The sequence below is a fragment of the Streptomyces sp. f51 genome (assembly GCF_037940415.1).
Taxonomy (GTDB): Bacteria; Actinomycetota; Actinomycetes; order Streptomycetales; family Streptomycetaceae; genus Streptomyces.
On the sequence record NZ_CP149798.1, the window covers coordinates 622,418 to 639,290 of the forward strand.

The 16,873-nt window shown below is 73.1% G+C and carries 16 protein-coding genes; 11 read left to right on the forward strand and 5 right to left on the reverse strand.

Features of this window, described 5'->3' with window-relative positions; translation table 11 throughout:
• Nucleotides 1–21: 21 nt before the first annotated feature.
• The 3 genes from WJM95_RS02760 (at nt 22) to WJM95_RS02770 (ending at nt 1,996) form a co-directional block, all read left to right on the forward strand.
• Entirely contained in the window at nt 22–726 is a 705-nt protein-coding gene (locus WJM95_RS02760; RefSeq protein ID WP_339127843.1) for an HAD-IA family hydrolase, read from the forward strand.
• Nucleotides 727–913: 187 nt separating this feature from the next.
• Nucleotides 914–1,141 (forward strand): hypothetical protein, encoded by a 228-nt coding sequence (locus WJM95_RS02765; protein WP_339127844.1) that lies wholly within the window; start codon nt 914–916, stop codon nt 1,139–1,141.
• A 177-nt stretch (nt 1,142–1,318) separates the two neighbouring features.
• Entirely contained in the window at nt 1,319–1,996 is a 678-nt protein-coding gene (locus WJM95_RS02770) for a helix-turn-helix domain-containing protein (protein ID WP_339127845.1), read from the forward strand.
• A gap of 54 nt (nt 1,997–2,050) precedes the next feature.
• Here WJM95_RS02770 and WJM95_RS02775 read toward each other — a convergent pair whose 3' ends face one another.
• Complete coding sequence (locus tag WJM95_RS02775; protein WP_339135324.1) at nt 2,051–2,521, reverse strand: DUF6214 family protein; 471 nt, start codon at nt 2,519–2,521, stop codon at nt 2,051–2,053.
• 229 nt (nt 2,522–2,750) lie between these two features.
• On the opposite strand from WJM95_RS02775, the gene WJM95_RS02780 reads away from it, so the two are divergent.
• Nucleotides 2,751–4,100, forward strand: a complete 1,350-nt coding sequence (locus WJM95_RS02780; protein WP_339127846.1) for an FAD-dependent oxidoreductase — start codon at nt 2,751–2,753, stop codon at nt 4,098–4,100.
• Nucleotides 4,101–4,302: 202 nt separating this feature from the next.
• Here the strand turns inward: WJM95_RS02780 and WJM95_RS02785 are convergent, their stop codons facing one another.
• Nucleotides 4,303–4,659 carry a helix-turn-helix domain-containing protein gene (locus tag WJM95_RS02785; protein WP_339127847.1) on the reverse strand — a complete coding sequence of 119 codons (357 nt, stop codon included), beginning with the start codon at nt 4,657–4,659 and terminating at the stop codon, nt 4,303–4,305.
• A 173-nt stretch (nt 4,660–4,832) separates the two neighbouring features.
• Between WJM95_RS02785 and WJM95_RS02790 the strand changes: the two genes are divergently transcribed.
• Complete coding sequence (locus WJM95_RS02790) at nt 4,833–5,912, forward strand: NADH:flavin oxidoreductase/NADH oxidase (RefSeq protein ID WP_339127848.1); 1,080 nt, start codon at nt 4,833–4,835, stop codon at nt 5,910–5,912.
• Between the two features lie 97 nt (nt 5,913–6,009).
• Here the strand turns inward: WJM95_RS02790 and WJM95_RS02795 are convergent, their stop codons facing one another.
• Nucleotides 6,010–6,705, reverse strand: coding sequence for a sigma-70 family RNA polymerase sigma factor (locus WJM95_RS02795; protein WP_339127849.1), 696 nt, complete (start codon nt 6,703–6,705; stop codon nt 6,010–6,012).
• A gap of 132 nt (nt 6,706–6,837) precedes the next feature.
• Complete coding sequence (locus WJM95_RS02800; protein WP_339127850.1) at nt 6,838–7,674, reverse strand: hypothetical protein; 837 nt, start codon at nt 7,672–7,674, stop codon at nt 6,838–6,840.
• A gap of 205 nt (nt 7,675–7,879) precedes the next feature.
• Between WJM95_RS02800 and WJM95_RS02805 the strand changes: the two genes are divergently transcribed.
• The 3 genes from WJM95_RS02805 to WJM95_RS02815 all read left to right on the forward strand — a co-directional run bounded on the left by WJM95_RS02805 (nt 7,880) and on the right by WJM95_RS02815 (nt 12,640).
• The gene (locus WJM95_RS02805; protein WP_339127851.1) at nt 7,880–8,230 is read left to right on the forward strand and encodes a hypothetical protein; all 351 of its coding nucleotides are present in this window, start codon (nt 7,880–7,882) and stop codon (nt 8,228–8,230) included.
• A gap of 198 nt (nt 8,231–8,428) precedes the next feature.
• Nucleotides 8,429–10,297, forward strand: coding sequence for a phosphatidylglycerol lysyltransferase domain-containing protein (locus WJM95_RS02810; protein WP_339127852.1), 1,869 nt, complete (start codon nt 8,429–8,431; stop codon nt 10,295–10,297).
• Between the two features lie 261 nt (nt 10,298–10,558).
• The gene (locus WJM95_RS02815) at nt 10,559–12,640 is read left to right on the forward strand and encodes a HEAT repeat domain-containing protein (RefSeq protein WP_339127853.1); all 2,082 of its coding nucleotides are present in this window, start codon (nt 10,559–10,561) and stop codon (nt 12,638–12,640) included.
• A gap of 252 nt (nt 12,641–12,892) precedes the next feature.
• On the opposite strand, the gene WJM95_RS02820 is transcribed toward WJM95_RS02815, so the two are convergent.
• Complete coding sequence (locus WJM95_RS02820; protein WP_339127854.1) at nt 12,893–13,471, reverse strand: hypothetical protein; 579 nt, start codon at nt 13,469–13,471, stop codon at nt 12,893–12,895.
• A 285-nt stretch (nt 13,472–13,756) separates the two neighbouring features.
• Between WJM95_RS02820 and WJM95_RS02825 the strand changes: the two genes are divergently transcribed.
• The 3 genes from WJM95_RS02825 to WJM95_RS02835 all read left to right on the forward strand — a co-directional run bounded on the left by WJM95_RS02825 (nt 13,757) and on the right by WJM95_RS02835 (nt 16,832).
• On the forward strand, nt 13,757–14,842 hold the full coding sequence (locus WJM95_RS02825) for an exo-alpha-sialidase (RefSeq protein WP_339127855.1): 1,086 nt from the start codon (nt 13,757–13,759) through the stop codon (nt 14,840–14,842).
• 233 nt (nt 14,843–15,075) lie between these two features.
• Nucleotides 15,076–15,753: a uracil-DNA glycosylase gene (locus WJM95_RS02830; RefSeq protein WP_339127856.1), complete on the forward strand. Its 678-nt coding sequence runs from the start codon at nt 15,076–15,078 to the stop codon at nt 15,751–15,753.
• 47 nt (nt 15,754–15,800) lie between these two features.
• A complete protein-coding gene (locus WJM95_RS02835; RefSeq protein WP_339127857.1) occupies nt 15,801–16,832 on the forward strand; it encodes a BadF/BadG/BcrA/BcrD ATPase family protein in 1,032 nt (343 codons plus the stop codon).
• Nucleotides 16,833–16,873: the final 41 nt, after the last annotated feature.

Here is a 16,873-nt window from a genome sequence, read left to right on the forward strand (position 1 = left end):
CCGCCGCGAAAGATCTCTCGTATGACCTTCAAGGGTGTGCTGTTCGACTTCTCCGGGACCCTCTTCCGCGTCGAGGACACGGAGTCATGGCTGCGCGCGGTGCTCACGGAGAGCGGTCACACGCTCCCGGAGCCGGAGTTGGCGCAGAAGGCGCGGGCCCTGGACGAGGCGGGCGCGCTCGCGGGCGGAGCCCTGCCGGCGGGGCCGGTGCCCGATCACCTCCTCGCCGCGTGGGAGGCCCGCGACCACAGTGCCGAGCAGCACCGGGCCGCGTTCACCGGTGTCTCCCGGCAGGTGCCGCTGCCCGATCCCGCGCTGTACGAGGCGCTCTACGACCGCCACATGCGGCCCGCCGCCTGGACGCCCTATCCCGACGCGGCCGAGGTGCTCGCCAAGCTGCGCGAGCGGGGGCTCGCCGTCGGGGTGGTCAGCAACATCGGCTGGGACCTGCGGCCCGTCTTCCGCGAACACGGGCTCGACCCGTACGTCGGAACGTACGTCCTGTCCTACGAGCACGGCGTCCAGAAACCGGATCCGCGGCTCTTCGCGACCGCCTGCGCCGGACTCGGCATCGCCCCGCGGGACACCCTGATGGTCGGCGACGACCGCAGGGCGGACGGCGGGGCGGCGGCGCTCGGCTGCGCGGTCCATTTCGTCGACCATCTGCCGGTGGCCGAGCGCCCGGACGGGCTGCGGCCGGTGCTCGGCCTGGTGGACACGGACTGACGTAACCGGAAACGGCCGTTCGACTCCCCGGGATCGCCCGCCGCACGGAATTCCGTTACGGAAGGGGCGACTTCCGATCCCGGCCGGGCCTCCACGGTCAAGTTTTGGCCAACAAAAGCCAAACGCCTCGCAATGCGGGGTCCGTGGCTACGTTGGCGCCCCCGTCACCCACTTCCGAGGTCCCCCCATGAAGACAGCGCTCTGGATCCTCCTCGCCGCCCTGCTCACGTACGTCACCGCCACCGCCCTCCACAACACCGCGCGCAGCGACGACAGGGAAACGCTCGTCGGCAACGTGCTGCTGAGTCTGTCGGTCGGCTGGTACATGGTCACCAACTGGCGACGCGCCTACCTCGCCGCACAACGGCGGCCGCATCAGGGCGAGATGTGCGAGGTGCGCCACGACGGTCGATGAGCGTGGAAGCCGCCGCGCGGCCGGCGCTCCCCCGGCGCCCACCGCCGCGCGTCCGACCTGAGGCGATCCCCCGCGTCGCCCCAGGTCGGGGGCAGCCCGGAACCGGCCCGCGGAGGGCCTGGATCCGGATGCGTTGAGTATAGTTGGCTGGCAGCCAGTCAACGCAGGAGTTACAGCATGTCCCCGAGAAGCGCCTCGGTCAATGAAGAGTTGCGGAGACGTTCCCGGGAACGTTTGCTGCAAGCCGCGGTCGAGCTGGTCAGCGAGCGTGGTTACGAGGCCACGACGCTCGGGGACATCGCGGATCGCGCGGGATCGGCCCGTGGGCTCGTCTCGTACTACTTCCCCGGCAAACGCCAGCTCCTCCAGTCCGCGGTGCACCGGCTGATGCACCGCACCCTGGAGGAGGCGCTCGATCGCGAGCCGCGCAGCGAGGACGGCCGGGAACGGATGGCCCGGGCCATCGACGCGATCCTGGGCCTCACCCAGGACCAGCCGGTGCTGATGCGGCAGCACATGGCCGGACTGCTCCAGGCCGAGGGATTCGTCCAGTGTCCCGAACAGGTGCGGCTCTCCGAGCTGCTGGGGGACACCGTCGCACGGTACGGATCACAGCAGATCGCGGCCGACTACCCGATGCTGCGCGCCCTGTTGATGGGCGCGGTCTTCTCGGCGCTGGTGCCGGGCGTGCCCATGCGGGTTCCGGTGCTGCGGGCCGAACTCTTCAAGCGCTACCGGCTGGACTGGGAGATGGGAGTGCCGCCGGACCCCGAGGCGCCGGCCGGCCCCCGCGAGACGGATCTGTCCCGCTTCTTCGCGACCGACCCCGAACCCGAGGACGGTCAGGCCAAGTAGCCTTCCGCTCAAGGCCGTTCGGTGGATTTCCGGCGGGACCCTGCTGCCGCCCCCTCAGCGGCGGGCGTGACGCGGTGTCAGAAATCCCGCGTCGCGCGCCCCTGCGATCAGCCTCAGCGACTTGCGACGGCTGTGGCCGGTGGCGTCCATGACGGCGAGCACCGGATCCAGGCCCTCCTTCTGCGCCGCCCGGTACTCCTCAGCCACCAGCAGACGGCCCTCGGCACCGCGCGGCCAGGTGGGGCGGGCCCGCCGCGCCTGACTCTCCGGGTCCTGGTCGGGTGCGGTGCCGAGGCGGCTTCCGCACACCTCGGACAGCGGCTCCTCGATCCATTCGGCAACCACCGCGAGGTCGTCGAGCGAGAGGGGCGGCTCGGCCCGTACGTCCTCGATCGACAGGGCCGTCTCCGACAGCACGGCGAGCAGGTCGACCCGGGCTCCGTCCGTGAACGCCAGCCGGACGTCGAACCAGGCCGTGACGCCCGACCCGGACTCCCGCACCTCCCAGGCGGGCCGCACGGACACCTCGCCGTCCGTGCGGCAGCGGTCGGACAGATTAAGAAACGATGCGTCTAGCACATACGGAACGTAACCGCATCATCACATTCCATACGAACGGACACGCGCGCGACCGGCACGCACCGCACCCTGTCAGCCGAGCACCCGGTGGTGCGATGCTGGGAGCACCAGCCATGTCCCGTCAGTGATGTCCTGGTCAGCGATCTTCCTGATCCCTCGGGTGAGGAGTTCCGCGGTGCTGCGTGTCGCCGTCGTCGGTTCGGGGCCCAGCGGGGTCTACAGCGCACAGGGCCTGGTCCAGCGGAGCGGGCCTCCCGACGTCCGTGTCGATGTCCTGGACCGGCTGCCCTGTCCGTTCGGCCTGGTGCGCTACGGCGTGGCACCCGACCACGAGAAGATCAAGTCGCTCCAGAACAACCTGCGGACCGTCCTGGAGGACGAGCGCGTGCGCTTCCTCGGCGGCGTCGAGGTGGGGCCGGGCGGAGTGTCCGTGGCCCGGCTCAGGCAGCTTTACCACGCGGTCGTGTACTGCGTCGGCGCCGCCACCGACCGGCACCTCGGCGTACCGGGCGAGGACCTGCCCGGCAGCTGGTCGGCGACGGAGTTCGTGTCCTGGTACAGCGCGCACCCCGACTCCGCGGCCGGCGCGTTCGTGGCCGGAGTGCGCTCGGCGGTCGTCATCGGCGTCGGGAACGTAGCCGTCGACGTCACCCGGATCCTCGCCCGCACCGAGCCCGAACTGAGCCCCACCGACATACCGCAGGCCGCGCTCGGCGCGCTGGCCGCGAGCGAGGTCGGCGTGATCAGCATGGTCGGCCGGCGCGGGCCCTCCCAGGCCCGCTTCACCACGAAGGAACTGCGCGAGCTGGGCGGGCTACCGGAGGCCGACATCGGCGTGGACGAGGCGGAGTTGGCGCTCGATCCCGCCTACCTCGATCCGTCGGGGCTGCCTGCCGCGCAGCGACGCAACGTCGAGGTCCTGAGGGGCTGGGCGTCGGCCGCGCAGCAGGGCCGGCCCCGTCTCATCCGCCCGCGCTTCTTCCTTCGGCCCGTCGAACTCCTCGCCGACGGCGGGCGGGTGGGCGCCGTGCGGTTCGAGCGGACGATGCCTGACGGGACGGGCGGGGTGACGGGAACCGGCCGATTCGAGGAGATCGAGGCGCAGTTGGTGCTGCGTTCGGTGGGCTACCGCGGGGTTCCGCTGGACGGCTTGCCGTTCGACCCCGAGCGGGCCACGGTGCCGCAGCGAGCGGGACGCGTCCTGCGGGACGGCGCGGTCTCGCCGGGCGAGTACGTGGCGGGCTGGATCAAGCGGGGTCCGACCGGGGTCATCGGGACCAATCGCCCGTGCGCGAAGGAGACGGTGGCCTCCCTGCTGGAGGACGCCCCGGCCCTCGTACGGCGAGCGGCCGCCGACGATCCGCTCGCTGCGCTGCGGGCCGACGGGATCCGGCCGGTCGAATGGGCCGGCTGGCTGGCGATCGAACGGGCCGAGGCGGAACTGGGAGCCGAACTGGGCCGCGAGGTGGTCAAACTGCCCGACTGGGACGCGCTCTGGACGGCGGCCCGGACGGCGGGGGCCTGACGGCGGCGCGGGCGCGGGGGCCTGACGGCGGCGCGGGCGGTCGGGGACCGGCGGGGGCCTCAGCGGCCGGTGTCGTGCCTCGCCACGGCCGGCAGGAGGCAGTCGGGGACCCGGCGGAATGTCAGGAGCGGCTCTCGTGCCTCGTCACGGCAGGAGGCGGTCGGGGACCCGGCGGAATGTCAGGGGCGACTCTCGTGCCTCGTCACGGCAGGAGGCGGTCGGCCTGGCGGGCGGCGGCCTCCAGGATGCGGCCGAGGAGCCCGGGGAAGAGCACGTCGAGGTCGTCCGCGCGCAGGCCGTTCAGCTTCGCCGTGCCGCGGTAGACCTGGCGGACGACCCCGCTCTCACGGAGCACCCGGAAGTGGTGTGTCGTCGTGGACTTGGTGACCGGCAGCACGAAGTCCGAGCAGGAGAGTTCACGGCCCTCGGCGGCGAGTTCGCGGACGATCCGCAGCCGCATGGGATCGGACAGCGCGTGCAGCACCGACTCCAGGCGGATCTCCTCCCGCTCGGGATGCGGCAGGTCACGGCCACTGGCAGCGGTGGCGGCGGTCGTCACGGCGGCTCCACTTCGTCCGGGGACCTCGTCCCGTCCCTTTCGGCGGCGTCCGGCGGCTTCACCCGACGCATCGACGTCGTCATTGTACGAGAGTCGTCGTAGTTTGACACTCGCCGTACTACGAGGTTTATCGTACGAGGCGTCCCTCGGTCCCGCGACGAACGGAGTCGGCAGTGAGCGCTCTCTTCGATGCCTGCGTCCTGCGTGAAGTCACCATCCCCAACCGGGTGTGGATGCCCCCGATGTGCCAGTACTCGGCCGCGCCCGACGGCCCGTCGGCGGGCGCCCCGAACGACTGGCACTTCGCCCACTACGCGGCCCGCGCCACCGGCGGGACGGGCCTGGTGATCGTCGAGGCGACCGCCGTCTCGCCGGAGGGCCGGATCTCCCCGTACGACCTGGGCATCTGGAACGACACCCAGGTCGAGGCCTTCCGCCGGATCACGCGCTTCCTGACCGCGCAGGGCACGGTGCCCGCCGTGCAGCTCGGCCACGCCGGGCGCAAGGCCTCGACCGAGCGCCCGTGGAAGGGCGGCGCCCCCGTCGGCCCCGAGGCCCACGGCTGGCGTGCGCTCGCTCCGAGCGCGCTGGCGTTCGACGGCAACCACCCGGTTCCCGACGAGCTGACGGTCGCCGGGATCCAGGAGATCGTGGGCCAGTTCGCGGACGCGGCCCGCCGCGCCCTGGACGCCGGCTTCGAGATCGTCGAGATCCACGGCGCCCACGGCTATCTCGTCAACGAGTTCCTGTCGCCCCACTCCAACCACCGCACCGACGCGTACGGCGGCTCGTACGAGAACCGCACCCGCTTCGCCCTCGAAGTCGTCGACGCCGTACGGGAGGTCTGGCCGCAGGAGAAGCCGCTGTTCTTCCGCATCTCGGCCACCGACTGGCTGGAGAACGCGGGCTGGAGCGCCGACGACACCGTCCGCTTCGCCGCCGAGCTGCATGAGCACGGTGTGGACCTGCTCGACGTCTCCACGGGCGGGAACGCTCCCGGCGTCCGGATTCCCGTCGAGCCCGGCTATCAAGTCCCCTTCGCCGCACGGGTGAAGAAGGAGACCCCGATGGCCGTCGCGGCCGTCGGCCTGATCACCGAGGTGGAGCAGGCCGAGAAGATCGTCGCCAACGGGGAGGCCGACGCGGTGCTGCTGGGAAGGGAGTTGCTGCGCAACCCGTCCTTCGCCCGGCTCGCGGCACGCGAACTCGGAGCCGAGGCGCATGTGCCCGAGCAGTACCACCGGTCGGTCTAGGCGCCGGACGACGGAGGGCGCCAAGTGGGGCCCGGCGTCGCGTGGTTGACGTGCTTCTCCGTCCTCCGCGCCGACGCCGGACCCCCGAGCCGCGCGGTCAGACGGCGCTCGGCACGCCCCTCTCGGCCCGCACCCCGGCCGTCCCCTCCGGCTTGGATGTCCTCTCGATCCCCGCCTCCGCTTCGGCGAGCAGCGTGAGCAGGGTCGCGCGGGCGCGCGCCACGCGGGAGCGGACCGTGCCGACCGGGCAGCCGCTGACCAGGGCGGCCTCCGCATAGGGCAGGCCCATCAGCTGGGTGAGGACGAACGCCTCGCGCCGTTCGCCCGGGAGGACGTCCAGGAGTTCGAGCAGGGCGACACCGTCGTCGAAGCCGGGCAGGCCGAGCGGCTGGGCGCGTTCCACCGCGGTCTGCCAGTCGGCGGTGCCGGTCGAACGCGGCCGGACGGCGGCGTACCGCAGGCTGTCGATCACCGCGCGGCGCGCGATGGACAGCAGCCAGGTGCGCGCCGAGGAGCGTCCCTCGAACCGGTGCAGACTTCCGAGCGCCCGCAGGAACGTGTCCTGGGCGAGGTCCTCGGCGGCCTGCGGATCGGCGGACACGTGGGCCACGTAGCGCACGACATCGCGGTGCAGCGCGCGGACGAAGCGTTCGACGGCGGCCGGGTCACCGGCGCGGGCGGCCAGCGCCCAGGCGGTCGCCGACTCGTCGGCCGACACCGCTCGGCCGTCTTCGTTCCGCCCCTCGTGGCCGTGGCGGGGCGCGGGCGGGGCGGACAGGGCAGGAGTGATCACCAGGTGTCCTTCTCGGGTCATCCGTGATCCGGACCGGCTCGTGGCCATGGGTCCGGTGAGGGGGGTGCGGCCGTACGGAGGTACGACCGAGGCCCGAAGCGCTCAGGGAGCGGCTTCGGGGAACCGGCTGTCTCAGGCGACAGCGGTCCCCATGGGCGGACCCCGGGAAGTGATCGCGTGTACGAGAAGGAGAAGGCGCGGGGCGCGGTCCGAGGAGCGTCGGCGCGTCCGGAGGACGGGCCGGTACGGCGGCACCGGGAGGGCGAGCAGCAGCCGAAGGGGCGCGGCCAGCCGGGCGGCCAGGGCCCGCAGGACGCGGAACACGGCGCGCTCGCCGTACGCGAGCCAGAGGCCGCAGAGCAGCGCCGCGAGCAGGTGGGCGGCGAGCATGCCGAGCGCCGGGAGCGAGCCCGTCCCGGCTCCCCCGGAGAACAGATGTGCCATGGTCCCGGAATCCATGGAGTGCATGTCCACGGACCCGGCGCCCATGGACCCTACGCCTATGGACCCAGCACCCGCGGCCCCCATGCCTATGGTTCCGGAGCCCATGGACCCCATATCCATGGCCCCTGAGCCCAGGGATGCCATACCCGTGACATCCCTTGAGCCCATGGCCGCCGACCCCATGGCGCCCATCACCATGCCGCCCATGCCGCCCATGCCGTCCATGGCGTCCATGCCCGGGCGTACCGACCCCGCCCCCGCCGGGAGCGTCAGGGACATCGCGGCCGAGAAAGCGGTGTGGAGCACGCCCTGGGCGAGCACCACGACGGACACCACGAGGGGAAGCCCGCGTTCACGTCCGGCCAGGCACCAGCCGGCCCCGGCCGTAGCCGCTCCCGCCCCGGCCAGCGCCCACCAGGCCACCGGAGAGCCGGACATCATCACGTGCCCCAGGGCGGCGAGCACCACACAGACGGCCGCGAACATCACGGCCCGCAGCATCCGCGCGCACCACCCGGCAGTCATACGGCCCTCATCCTCGCATCCGGGGTCCGGACCTCGTGGAGGGGTACGGAAACGGGCGGGCACCGGACGGGTGACGCGCCCGTGATCCGGATCACGCGGCCCGGACGTCACGGCCCGCATGGCGGGGACGGACCGGGGTACGCGCCGGAGCACCGTGGAAGCACAGCCAGGACACGGCCACCCTACGTACTGTAGGGTCCCGGCGGTGAGCGTCGTACATCAGGGGGAGCCCGTGAAGGAACGTGCCACCGGAAGCGCGGCGCGCGGTCCGGCGTCCGTGCTGGCACTGCTCTTGCCGAGCCTCGGGATCGCCGCGCTGGGGGTGTACCACCTGTGCGGGTTCGACCTGCACGCCCTGCACGGACGCCCGCACCTCGGCGACGGACTGACCATGGCCGGCGTGATCACGGCCCTGGTCCTGGCGGGCGCGGCGCTCGGCGACCTCCTGTGGTGGGCGACCACCCGCGACCGCCCGCTCGGCGACGGCGGAAACCCGCGCGCGGGCGGACATTTCGGGAACCCGGCCCGTGACCGGGGGACTTCGCAGCGCCGCTGAGGCGGCTGCCGAGGCGGGACGAACGCCGTACCCGCACGACAGGTGTACTCCGGGCCGTCGGTCCGTATTCTCAACACCTCCTTACCTCTTCACGCCACCCCTGTCTGGCCATAACCCCACTCTTCCTTACAAGATGTAGTGTTCCGGCCTCTGTCCCCCACCGGTTATCCCGGCCTCTCCTCAAGGTGATGCTCCACGGTGTCCGTACAACAGTCAGCGCTCATCCCGGAACAGCGGAACGCGAGCTCGCGCCGCGGGGCCCGGTCCGGACGAGCGGGCGACGGAATCCGGCCACGAGCCGCCGCGTTCACGGTCTGGTATCTGCGGCTGCTCGCCCTCCTCAACATCGTCGCGGTGATCTCGCTGCCGTTCCGCGAGGAGGTGCACGAGCACAACGGAGGTGAGTTCTTCACCCCGTATCTGGCCACCGCCGGGCTGGTCTCGGCGGCGCTCGCCCTGTTCCTCGCACTCGTGATGCGACGCCGCAAACGAGCCGCCTGGATCTTCAACCTGCTGCTCGCCGGACCGCTCCTCGCGCTCTACGGTGTGGCGTTGACCCAGGACCGCTACCAACGGCACGTCTTCAACTGGGTATCGGCCCTGCTCACGGCCCTCTTCGTCGTCGCCCTCCTGCTGGGGCGCAAGGAGTTCCACGCCGTCGGGGACCGCTCGAACCCCCGGCTCGCGCTCGCGGTCGGAGCGGGTGGTCTGCTGGTCAGCGCCACCCTCGGCACCCTGCTCGTCAGCGCCACCAACCGCGTGTCCGGGACGCCGCTGAGCGACCGGATCGCGTACACGCTGCTGCGCGGTATCAGTGTCGGCCCGCTCGCCGACCGGTTCGACACCGTCGTGGCGCCCCGCTGGGTCGACATCCTGGTCAACATCCTGATGGCCGCCACCTTCCTGCTGGTGCTCTACGCCTGCTTCCGCTCGCCGCGCGGTCTCGAACTCCTCGGCGAGGAGGACGAGACCCGGCTGCGCGCGCTGCTGGCACGGCACGGGGAACGCGACTCGCTCGGCTACTTCGCCCTGCGGCGCGACAAGTCGGTCATCTGGTCGCCGAGCGGCAAGGCGGCGATCGCGTACGGCGTCCGCGGTGGCGTGACCCTCGCCTCCGGCGACCCCATCGGTGACCCGGAGGCCTGGCCCGGCGCGATCGAAGCATGGCTGCGGGAGGCACGGCGGCACGCGTGGACACCCGCGGTGATGGGCGCGAGCGAGGAGGCCGGGACCGTCTACGCCCGGCACGGCCTGGACGCTCTGGAACTCGGTGACGAAGCCATAGTGGACCGGTCCGACTTCACCCTGGAGGGGCGCGCCATGCGGGGCGTCCGGCAGGCGCACAAACGCGTCAGGCGCGCCGGTTACACGGTCCGCGTACGGCGGCACGAGGACATCCCCGAGGCCGAGATGGCCGCCCTGACCGACAAGGCGGACCAGTGGCGCGACGGTGAGACCGAACGCGGCTTCTCCATGGCGCTGGGCCGGCTGGGAGACCCCGCCGACGGACGCTGCGTGATGCTGGAGTGCCATGACAGCGAAGGCGAACCCCGGGCCGTCCTGAGCTTCGTGCCGTGGGGTGAGCGGGGCCTTTCGCTGGACCTGATGCGCCGCGACCGCAACTCCGACAACGGGCTCATGGAGTTCATGGTGATCGAGCTGCTGCTGAACGCCGAGGAGTTCGGCGTCGAGCGGGTCTCCCTGAACTTCGCGATGTTCCGGTCCGTCTTCGAGCGCGGCACCCGGCTGGGCGCGGGACCTGTGCTGCGGCTGTGGTGTTCGGTACTGACGTTCCTCTCGCGCTGGTGGCAGCTCGAATCGCTGTACCGGGCCAACGCCAAGTACCGGCCGGTCTGGGAGCCTCGCTATCTCCTCTTCGAGAAGAGCGCCGACCTTCCCCGCATCGGCATCGCGGCGGCCCGCGCGGAGGGCTTCCTCGCCCCGCCGGCCCTGCCCCGGTTCGCCTCGCGCCGCCCGGCGCAGCCGGACCGCCGGCCCCAGGCGGCGCCCGTGACCCCGTCGCCGGCCCCGTCCGAAAGTCCCGCGTCCTCCGCGGCGGGCGACTAGTCCGCGTCACGGGCCGCGGCCCACTCCCGCCGGAACACAGCCGGGCACCCCACGCGGGGTGCCCGGCTGTTCCGTCTCCGTCGGACCACTCCCCCGGTCAGACCGTCCCGTCGGCGACCTCGACCCGGCCGACCGTCGGAAAACGGCCGTTCATCGCGGAGTTGGCCGGACCCACGCCATCGACGGGACGGTTCACGGGCGTCACTGTCAGTGCCGTGGTGCACACTCACGATCAATGGCCGTACGCATGGGGAGGACACCGTGTTCAGGGGGATCGACGAGGTCGACTGGGCCTCGATGGAGCATGCCTACGGAAGTGCCGCGGACGTGCCGGAGCTGCTGCGGGGGCTCGCCTCGCCATTCCCCCAGGAGCGGGAGACCGCGCTCGACGGGATGTACGGAGCGGTGCACCACCAGGGCGACGTGTACGACTCGACGCTCGCGTCCATCCCCTTCCTGTTCACGCTCGCCGGGCGGACGGGTCTGCCCGACCGGGGCGGAATCGTCGAACTGCTCGCCAGCATCGGCGGATCGGAGGCCGGGGACGACATCGCGTACGCGGACGACACCGGGGACGGCGAGGACTCCCAGGGTCCCCAGAGCCCAGATGACCCTGGGGAGTCCGGGGAGTCCGGGGTGGACAAGCACGGGATGGCGCGTGCGGCGGTCCGGGCCGGTGCCGGGCTCTTCCTGGAACTCGTCACGGACGGGGACCCGGAGGTGCGTCGCGCCGCGCCGTCGGCACTCGTCCGCTTCCACCGTGAACCGCCGCGCGTCCTTGCCCTGTTGAGCGACCGGCTGCGGGACGAACCGGACGACGCCGTACGGCTGGCGCTGGTCGAGGCCCTCGGACTCCTCGTGCGGCTGCACGGGACTTCCGCGGCCCCCGCGGTGGACCGTCTGGTGTCGCTGTCCGGCCCGGCGCACGACCCAGGACTGCGGCTCGCGGCGCTCGGACAGCTCGCCTCGTGCGCCGCCGACCGCCTCCCCCAGGACCTCGTGCCCACGGTCGTCGGCCTGCTCCACACCAGGTCACAGCGGATACGGCCGCCCGGCGAGCCCGTCCGGACGTCCTCCGACACCCTCCTCGGCAGTCTGCGCCGGATGCGGCCCGCGGACGAGGAGGGAGCGCGGCTGCTCCGTACGCTCCACCAGGCGCTCGGCGCCCGTACGGGAGACCGGATCGCCCTGCTGAAGGGCCAGTTGAGCAGCCGGAACACGGCGGACCGGTGCAACGCCGTGTGGATGTCGGCGGGACTGTTCCGTGAGTGGCGGGGCGCGTACGAGGAGCCGGTCGCGCTGATCGGTGAGCAACTCGGCTCGGACGAGGAGCGGTTGCGCTCCGCCGCGGTGTCCGTGCTGGAGTTCCTGTTCACCCTGGCGGCTCCGGCGGCCGAACGCCTGGCCGCCCTCGTGGAGTCGGGCTCCGCGTCCCGGGGGTCCGGTGCGGCGATGCTGGACCGCCCCTTGAAGGCCCTGGCCCGGTGCGGGGACGCGCGGGCGGTACCGGCCCTCGCCGAGGTGCTGCGCCATCCGGCCGTGCCGAACGAGACCGGGTACGCGATCGGCTACCTGGGACCTGCCGCGGAGCCCCTCGCCCCGCTGCTGCGGAAACGGCTGGCCGAGGTCCCGCTCGACGCGCATGACACCTACGACCGCGCAGCCCCGTTGCTGTCCGCCCTCGGCACGCTCCGGTACACCGAAGCCGTGCCGGAAGTCCTCCGCCTGTTGCAGGGCATACCGCCCGAACTGCGGCTCCGGGACGCCCTGGTGAAGGTGGTGGCCCAAACGCTCGGCGCCTTCGGGCCGGGGGCGCGTGCGGCCGTACCGACGTTGCGGGGCCTGCTGACGGGCGAGAACGCCGTGGCGGCGGCCGACGCGCTGCGAGCCGTGGAAGGGGACGCGGAGGAGGTCCTTCCGGCGCTGCTCCGGGCGCTGGGCCCGGAGCGTGACGCGGGCGGTCGCCGGACGGCCGCCGAAACCCTGGGCCGCATCGGGGCCGCTGCCGCGCCCGCGCTGCCCGGACTGCGCCGGATGGCGGGCTCGGCCGAGGTAGGGGAGCGGACGGCCGCCGCGTGCGCCCTGTGGGACGTCGGCGGAGACCCCGGACCCGTCCTGCCGGTGTTCCGTGAGGCCTGGCGGCGGAACGCGTACACGCGGCGCACCATCACCGCGTGCCTCGTCCGGATGGGCGGCGCGGGCACACCCGTCCACGACCTGGTCCGTACGGAACTGGCCTCGCCCAGACGCCACCGGGCCCGTTCCGGCGGCCACGGCAGCCACGACGTACTCGACGACGAGTTGCTGCTGAGGGACTGCCGGACGGCCCTGGAGGCGGCCTGACGAACCCGAAGGCCGGAGGCCATGAAGGCCGGGGTCCGGAGGCCGGGGTCCGGGGTCCGGAGGCCGGGGTCCGGGGTCCGGAGGCCGGGGTCCGGAGGCCGGGGTCCGGAGGCCAGGGACCGGAGGCCGGGGTCCGCGAAGACCGGGTTCCGGGGGCCGTGACGCCGTTTCGCGGGGACGGACCGCATGCGGCACCGTCGACGGGCGACCCGGCCCGAGTGGCGCCAGGCGGTGCCGTGGGGTCTCGTCCGGTCAGCTGGTCATCCGGCCCCACAGGGGGCCGACCCGCTCCCACTCCTCGTCCCAGCGGTCCACGCGCCGCCGTTCCAGCCGGCCCCGGAGCAGACGGCCGACGGCGAAGGGGCCCGCCGCCACGCCCCCGGACGCGAACACACCGATCAGACAGGCCCGCAGCCGGGCCACGGCGACGGTCGGCGGCCGGGTGACGAGCCGGCCCTTGGCATCCGTCCACACCAGGACCGGCGTGTCCGCCGAGGTGCCGGCCGAGACCCGCACCTGGCCGGAGCGAGCGGTGCCGTCCGGCCCCGTCCAGCGGACCTTCGTCCACACGACGTGGCCGCCGGGCTCGTCGGCCCCCGCGTTCGGCGCGTCCGCGACCAGCCGGGCGGGGACGGTACGCGACTCCGCACGCTCGCGCGCGAGCGTGTCCTCCACGGCGCGAACCGTCACCAGGCCCGCGACCGCGCCGCCCAGCAGCGCGAACGCCCAGGCCGCGAGCATGATCCATGCCTCCAGGACATCGCTCCGCCGCCGCAGCGGGTTGCGCCGCCACCGCCACAGCCAGACCTTCGGACCACGGAATGCCGCCATCGAGGGCATCCTCCTCACGACCGCACGGACACGCCACATCTCCTTTCCTTACGCGCGCGCTCCGCGTGCTGCTCACGCCTCGTCCCCCACGGCTCGCCCGGCCCGCGGAACCAGAGGGCCGCCGCCCCTTTCCGGCGGGGGTCACGCGGACGGCTCCGCGAGCATCCTCCGTCCGCCGACACGACCCGTCCGACCTGCGCGGACGCCGGGCCGAAGGGTGACTGTCGGTGCCGGGGTGCAGACTGGCCCGTAGCGCAGACAACGACGTCGCGGAGGTGGCCGGTCATGGCCGACGTACTGCTCACGGTAGGCACCCGCAAAGGCCTCTTCATCGGGCGACGACGCGGCGGCACCTGGGAGTTCGACGAGAGCCCGTACTTCAACGCGCAGGCCGTGTACTCGGTCGCGATCGACTCCCGGGGCGAGCGGCCGCGGCTGCTGGTCGGCGGGGACAGCGCGCACTGGGGCCCGTCCGTGTTCCACTCCGACGACCTGGGCCGTACGTGGACCGAACCAACCCGGCCGGCCGTCAGGTTCCCCAAGGAGACGGGGGCCTCGCTGGAGCGGGTGTGGCAGCTCCACCCGGCGGCCGCCGAACCGGACGTGGTGTACGCGGGAACGGAACCGGCCGCCCTGTACCGCTCGGAGGACCGGGGCGAGTCCTTCGAACTCGTACGCCCCCTGTGGGAACACCCCACCCGCTCCCGGTGGGTCCCCGGCGGAGGTGGTGAGGGGCTGCACACCATCCTGACCGACGAGCGCGACCCGGCGGCCGTGACGGTCGCCGTGTCCACGGCCGGGGTCTTCCGTACCGCCGACGGCGGCGCGAGCTGGGAGCCGGCCAACTCCGGTGTCTCCGCGGTGTTCCTGCCGGATCCGAACCCGGAGTTCGGCCAGTGCGTGCACAAGGTCGCGCGCGACGCCGTCGACCCGGACCGGCTCTATCTACAGAACCACTGGGGCGTGTACCGCAGCGACGACGGGGCCGGGCAGTGGACCGACATCGGCGCGGACCTGCCGTCCACGTTCGGATTCACGGTGGCCGCGCACCCGCACCGCGGCGACACGGCCTATGTCTTCCCGATCAACGCCGACGCGGACCGGGTCCCGGCCGACCGCCGCTGCCGGGTCTTCCGTACGGAGGACGCGGGCACGACCTGGGAACCGCTGACGGCGGGACTGCCCTCCGAGGACCACTACGGCACGGTGCTGCGCGACGCGCTGTGCACGGACGGCTCGGACCCGGCGGGCGTGTACTTCGGCAACCGCAACGGCGAGGTGTACGCGTCGGCGGACGACGGCGACAGCTGGCGGCAACTCGCCTCGCATCTGCCGGACGTGCTGTGCGTCCGCGCGGCGGTGACGGCCTGACCGCGGCCAGCCACGCGGGCGGGCCGGGTTCGACCGGCGGGAGCGACGGCCCGCCGGCATGCGGACGCGCTCCCGCCACGGTCGTGGCGTCCGCTCCCCTGGACCTCAACGGCCCGCGCCGGCAGGCGTCTTGTGCCCGGACACGTCCCATTCGGCAACGAAACGGTCATCCCCGGTCGTGGGACGGCCACCAGTTTGATCTCGGCCATGTGCACGGCAGTAGGGTGACGCCCGTGGCACCAAGACCGTTGCACGAGATCGTCGAACCGGGCTGGGCGAAAGCCCTCGAACCCGTGGCCGGACGGATCGCCCAGATGGGCGACTTCCTGCGCGCGGAGATCGCCGCGGGACGCACGTACCTACCTGCCGGGGCGCATGTCCTGCGGGCGTTCCAGCAGCCCTTCGACGAGGTACGCGTCCTCATCGTCGGGCAGGACCCGTACCCGACCCCGGGACACGCGGTGGGCCTGTCCTTCTCGGTGGCCCCCGAGGTACGCCCCCTGCCGCCCAGCCTGATCAACATCTTCACCGAGCTGAGGAACGACCTCGGCGCGCCCCAGCCGTCCAACGGTGACCTCACGCCCTGGACGGAGCAGGGCGTGCTGCTGCTCAACAAGGCGCTGACGACGGCGCCCCGCAGCCCCGCGGCACACCGCGGCAAGGGCTGGGAGGAAGTGACCGAACAGGCGATACGCGCCCTGGCCGCGCGCGGCCGGCCGCTCGTGTCCATCCTGTGGGGCCGCGACGCGCGCAATCTGCGCCCCCTGCTCGGCAGTCTCCCCTCGGTGGAGTCCGCGCACCCCTCGCCCATGTCGGCCGACCGCGGCTTCTTCGGCTCACGTCCCTTCAGCCGCGCCAACGACCTGCTGGCCCAGCAGGGAGCCGAGCCGGTGGACTGGCGCCTGCCGTGACCTCCGGCGGAGTGCGCGGCGGTCCACGGGACGGGCGAAGCCCTGCCGTGGTGCTGGCCGTGGACTCCGGAGGCTCGGGACTGCGCGTGGCTCTCGCCGCGCACCCGGTACCGAAGGGGCCGGGCGCTCCCGCAGTCCGTGCGGGCGCGCCGTCGCCCGCCCCGGTCCCGCTCGGCGCCCCGCTGACCTCGCGGGAGCCGGTCCGCACCGGTCCGCGCGGGATCTCCGCCCGCCATCTGCTCGATCAACTGCTGCCGATGGCACGCCGGTTGATGGCCGAGGCGGGCACCGAACGGATCGCGGCCGTCGCCGTCGGCGCGGCCGGCCTCGCGACGCTCGGCGACGAACTACGGGACGAACTGCCGGGCGCGCTGGAACGTGAGCTGGGAGTGCGCCGGCTCGCCCTGGCGGCCGACGCGGTGACCGCGTACACGGGCGCCCTCGGCCCTCGCGCGGGGGCCGTGATCGCCGCGGGCACCGGCATGATCGCGACGGGCACCGACCTCACGTCGTGGCGCAGGGCCGACGGCTGGGGCCATCTCCTCGGCGACTGCGGCGGCGGAGCCTGGATCGGCCGCGCCGGCCTGGAAGCGGCCCTGCGCGCCTTCGACGGCCGCCCGGGCGGTTCGGCCGGACTGCTGGCCCGCGCGCGGGAGGTGTTCGGGCCGATGCCGGAGCTGCCCGGTCTGCTGTACCCGCGCACCGACCGGGCCGCCGTCCTCGCCTCCTTCGCGCCCGAGGTCGCCGCACTGGCCGGGAGCGATCGCGTGGCCGAGGACATCCTGCGGGCCGCCGCACGCCAGATGGCCGAGTCGGCCGCCGCGGTGTGCCCGGCCGGGGACGAACCCCATCTCGCCCTCACCGGCGGTGTGTTCAACCTGGGCGCCGCGCTCCTCGGGCCCCTGGAAGAGGAGTTGGCCGAGCGGCTGCCGCACGCCCGGCGGGTGCCGGCCGCGGGCGACCCGCTCGACGGCGCGCTCCGGATCGCGGCGGGTCTGGCCGACGGCCGGCTCGCGCTGCCCCCGGACGAGCGGATGCTGTCCGTCGTGACCGAAAAAGCCGTACCGGGCGGCGTATGACCCGAATTCGGCGCAGGGCCGACAACTCGGCGATTACTGAT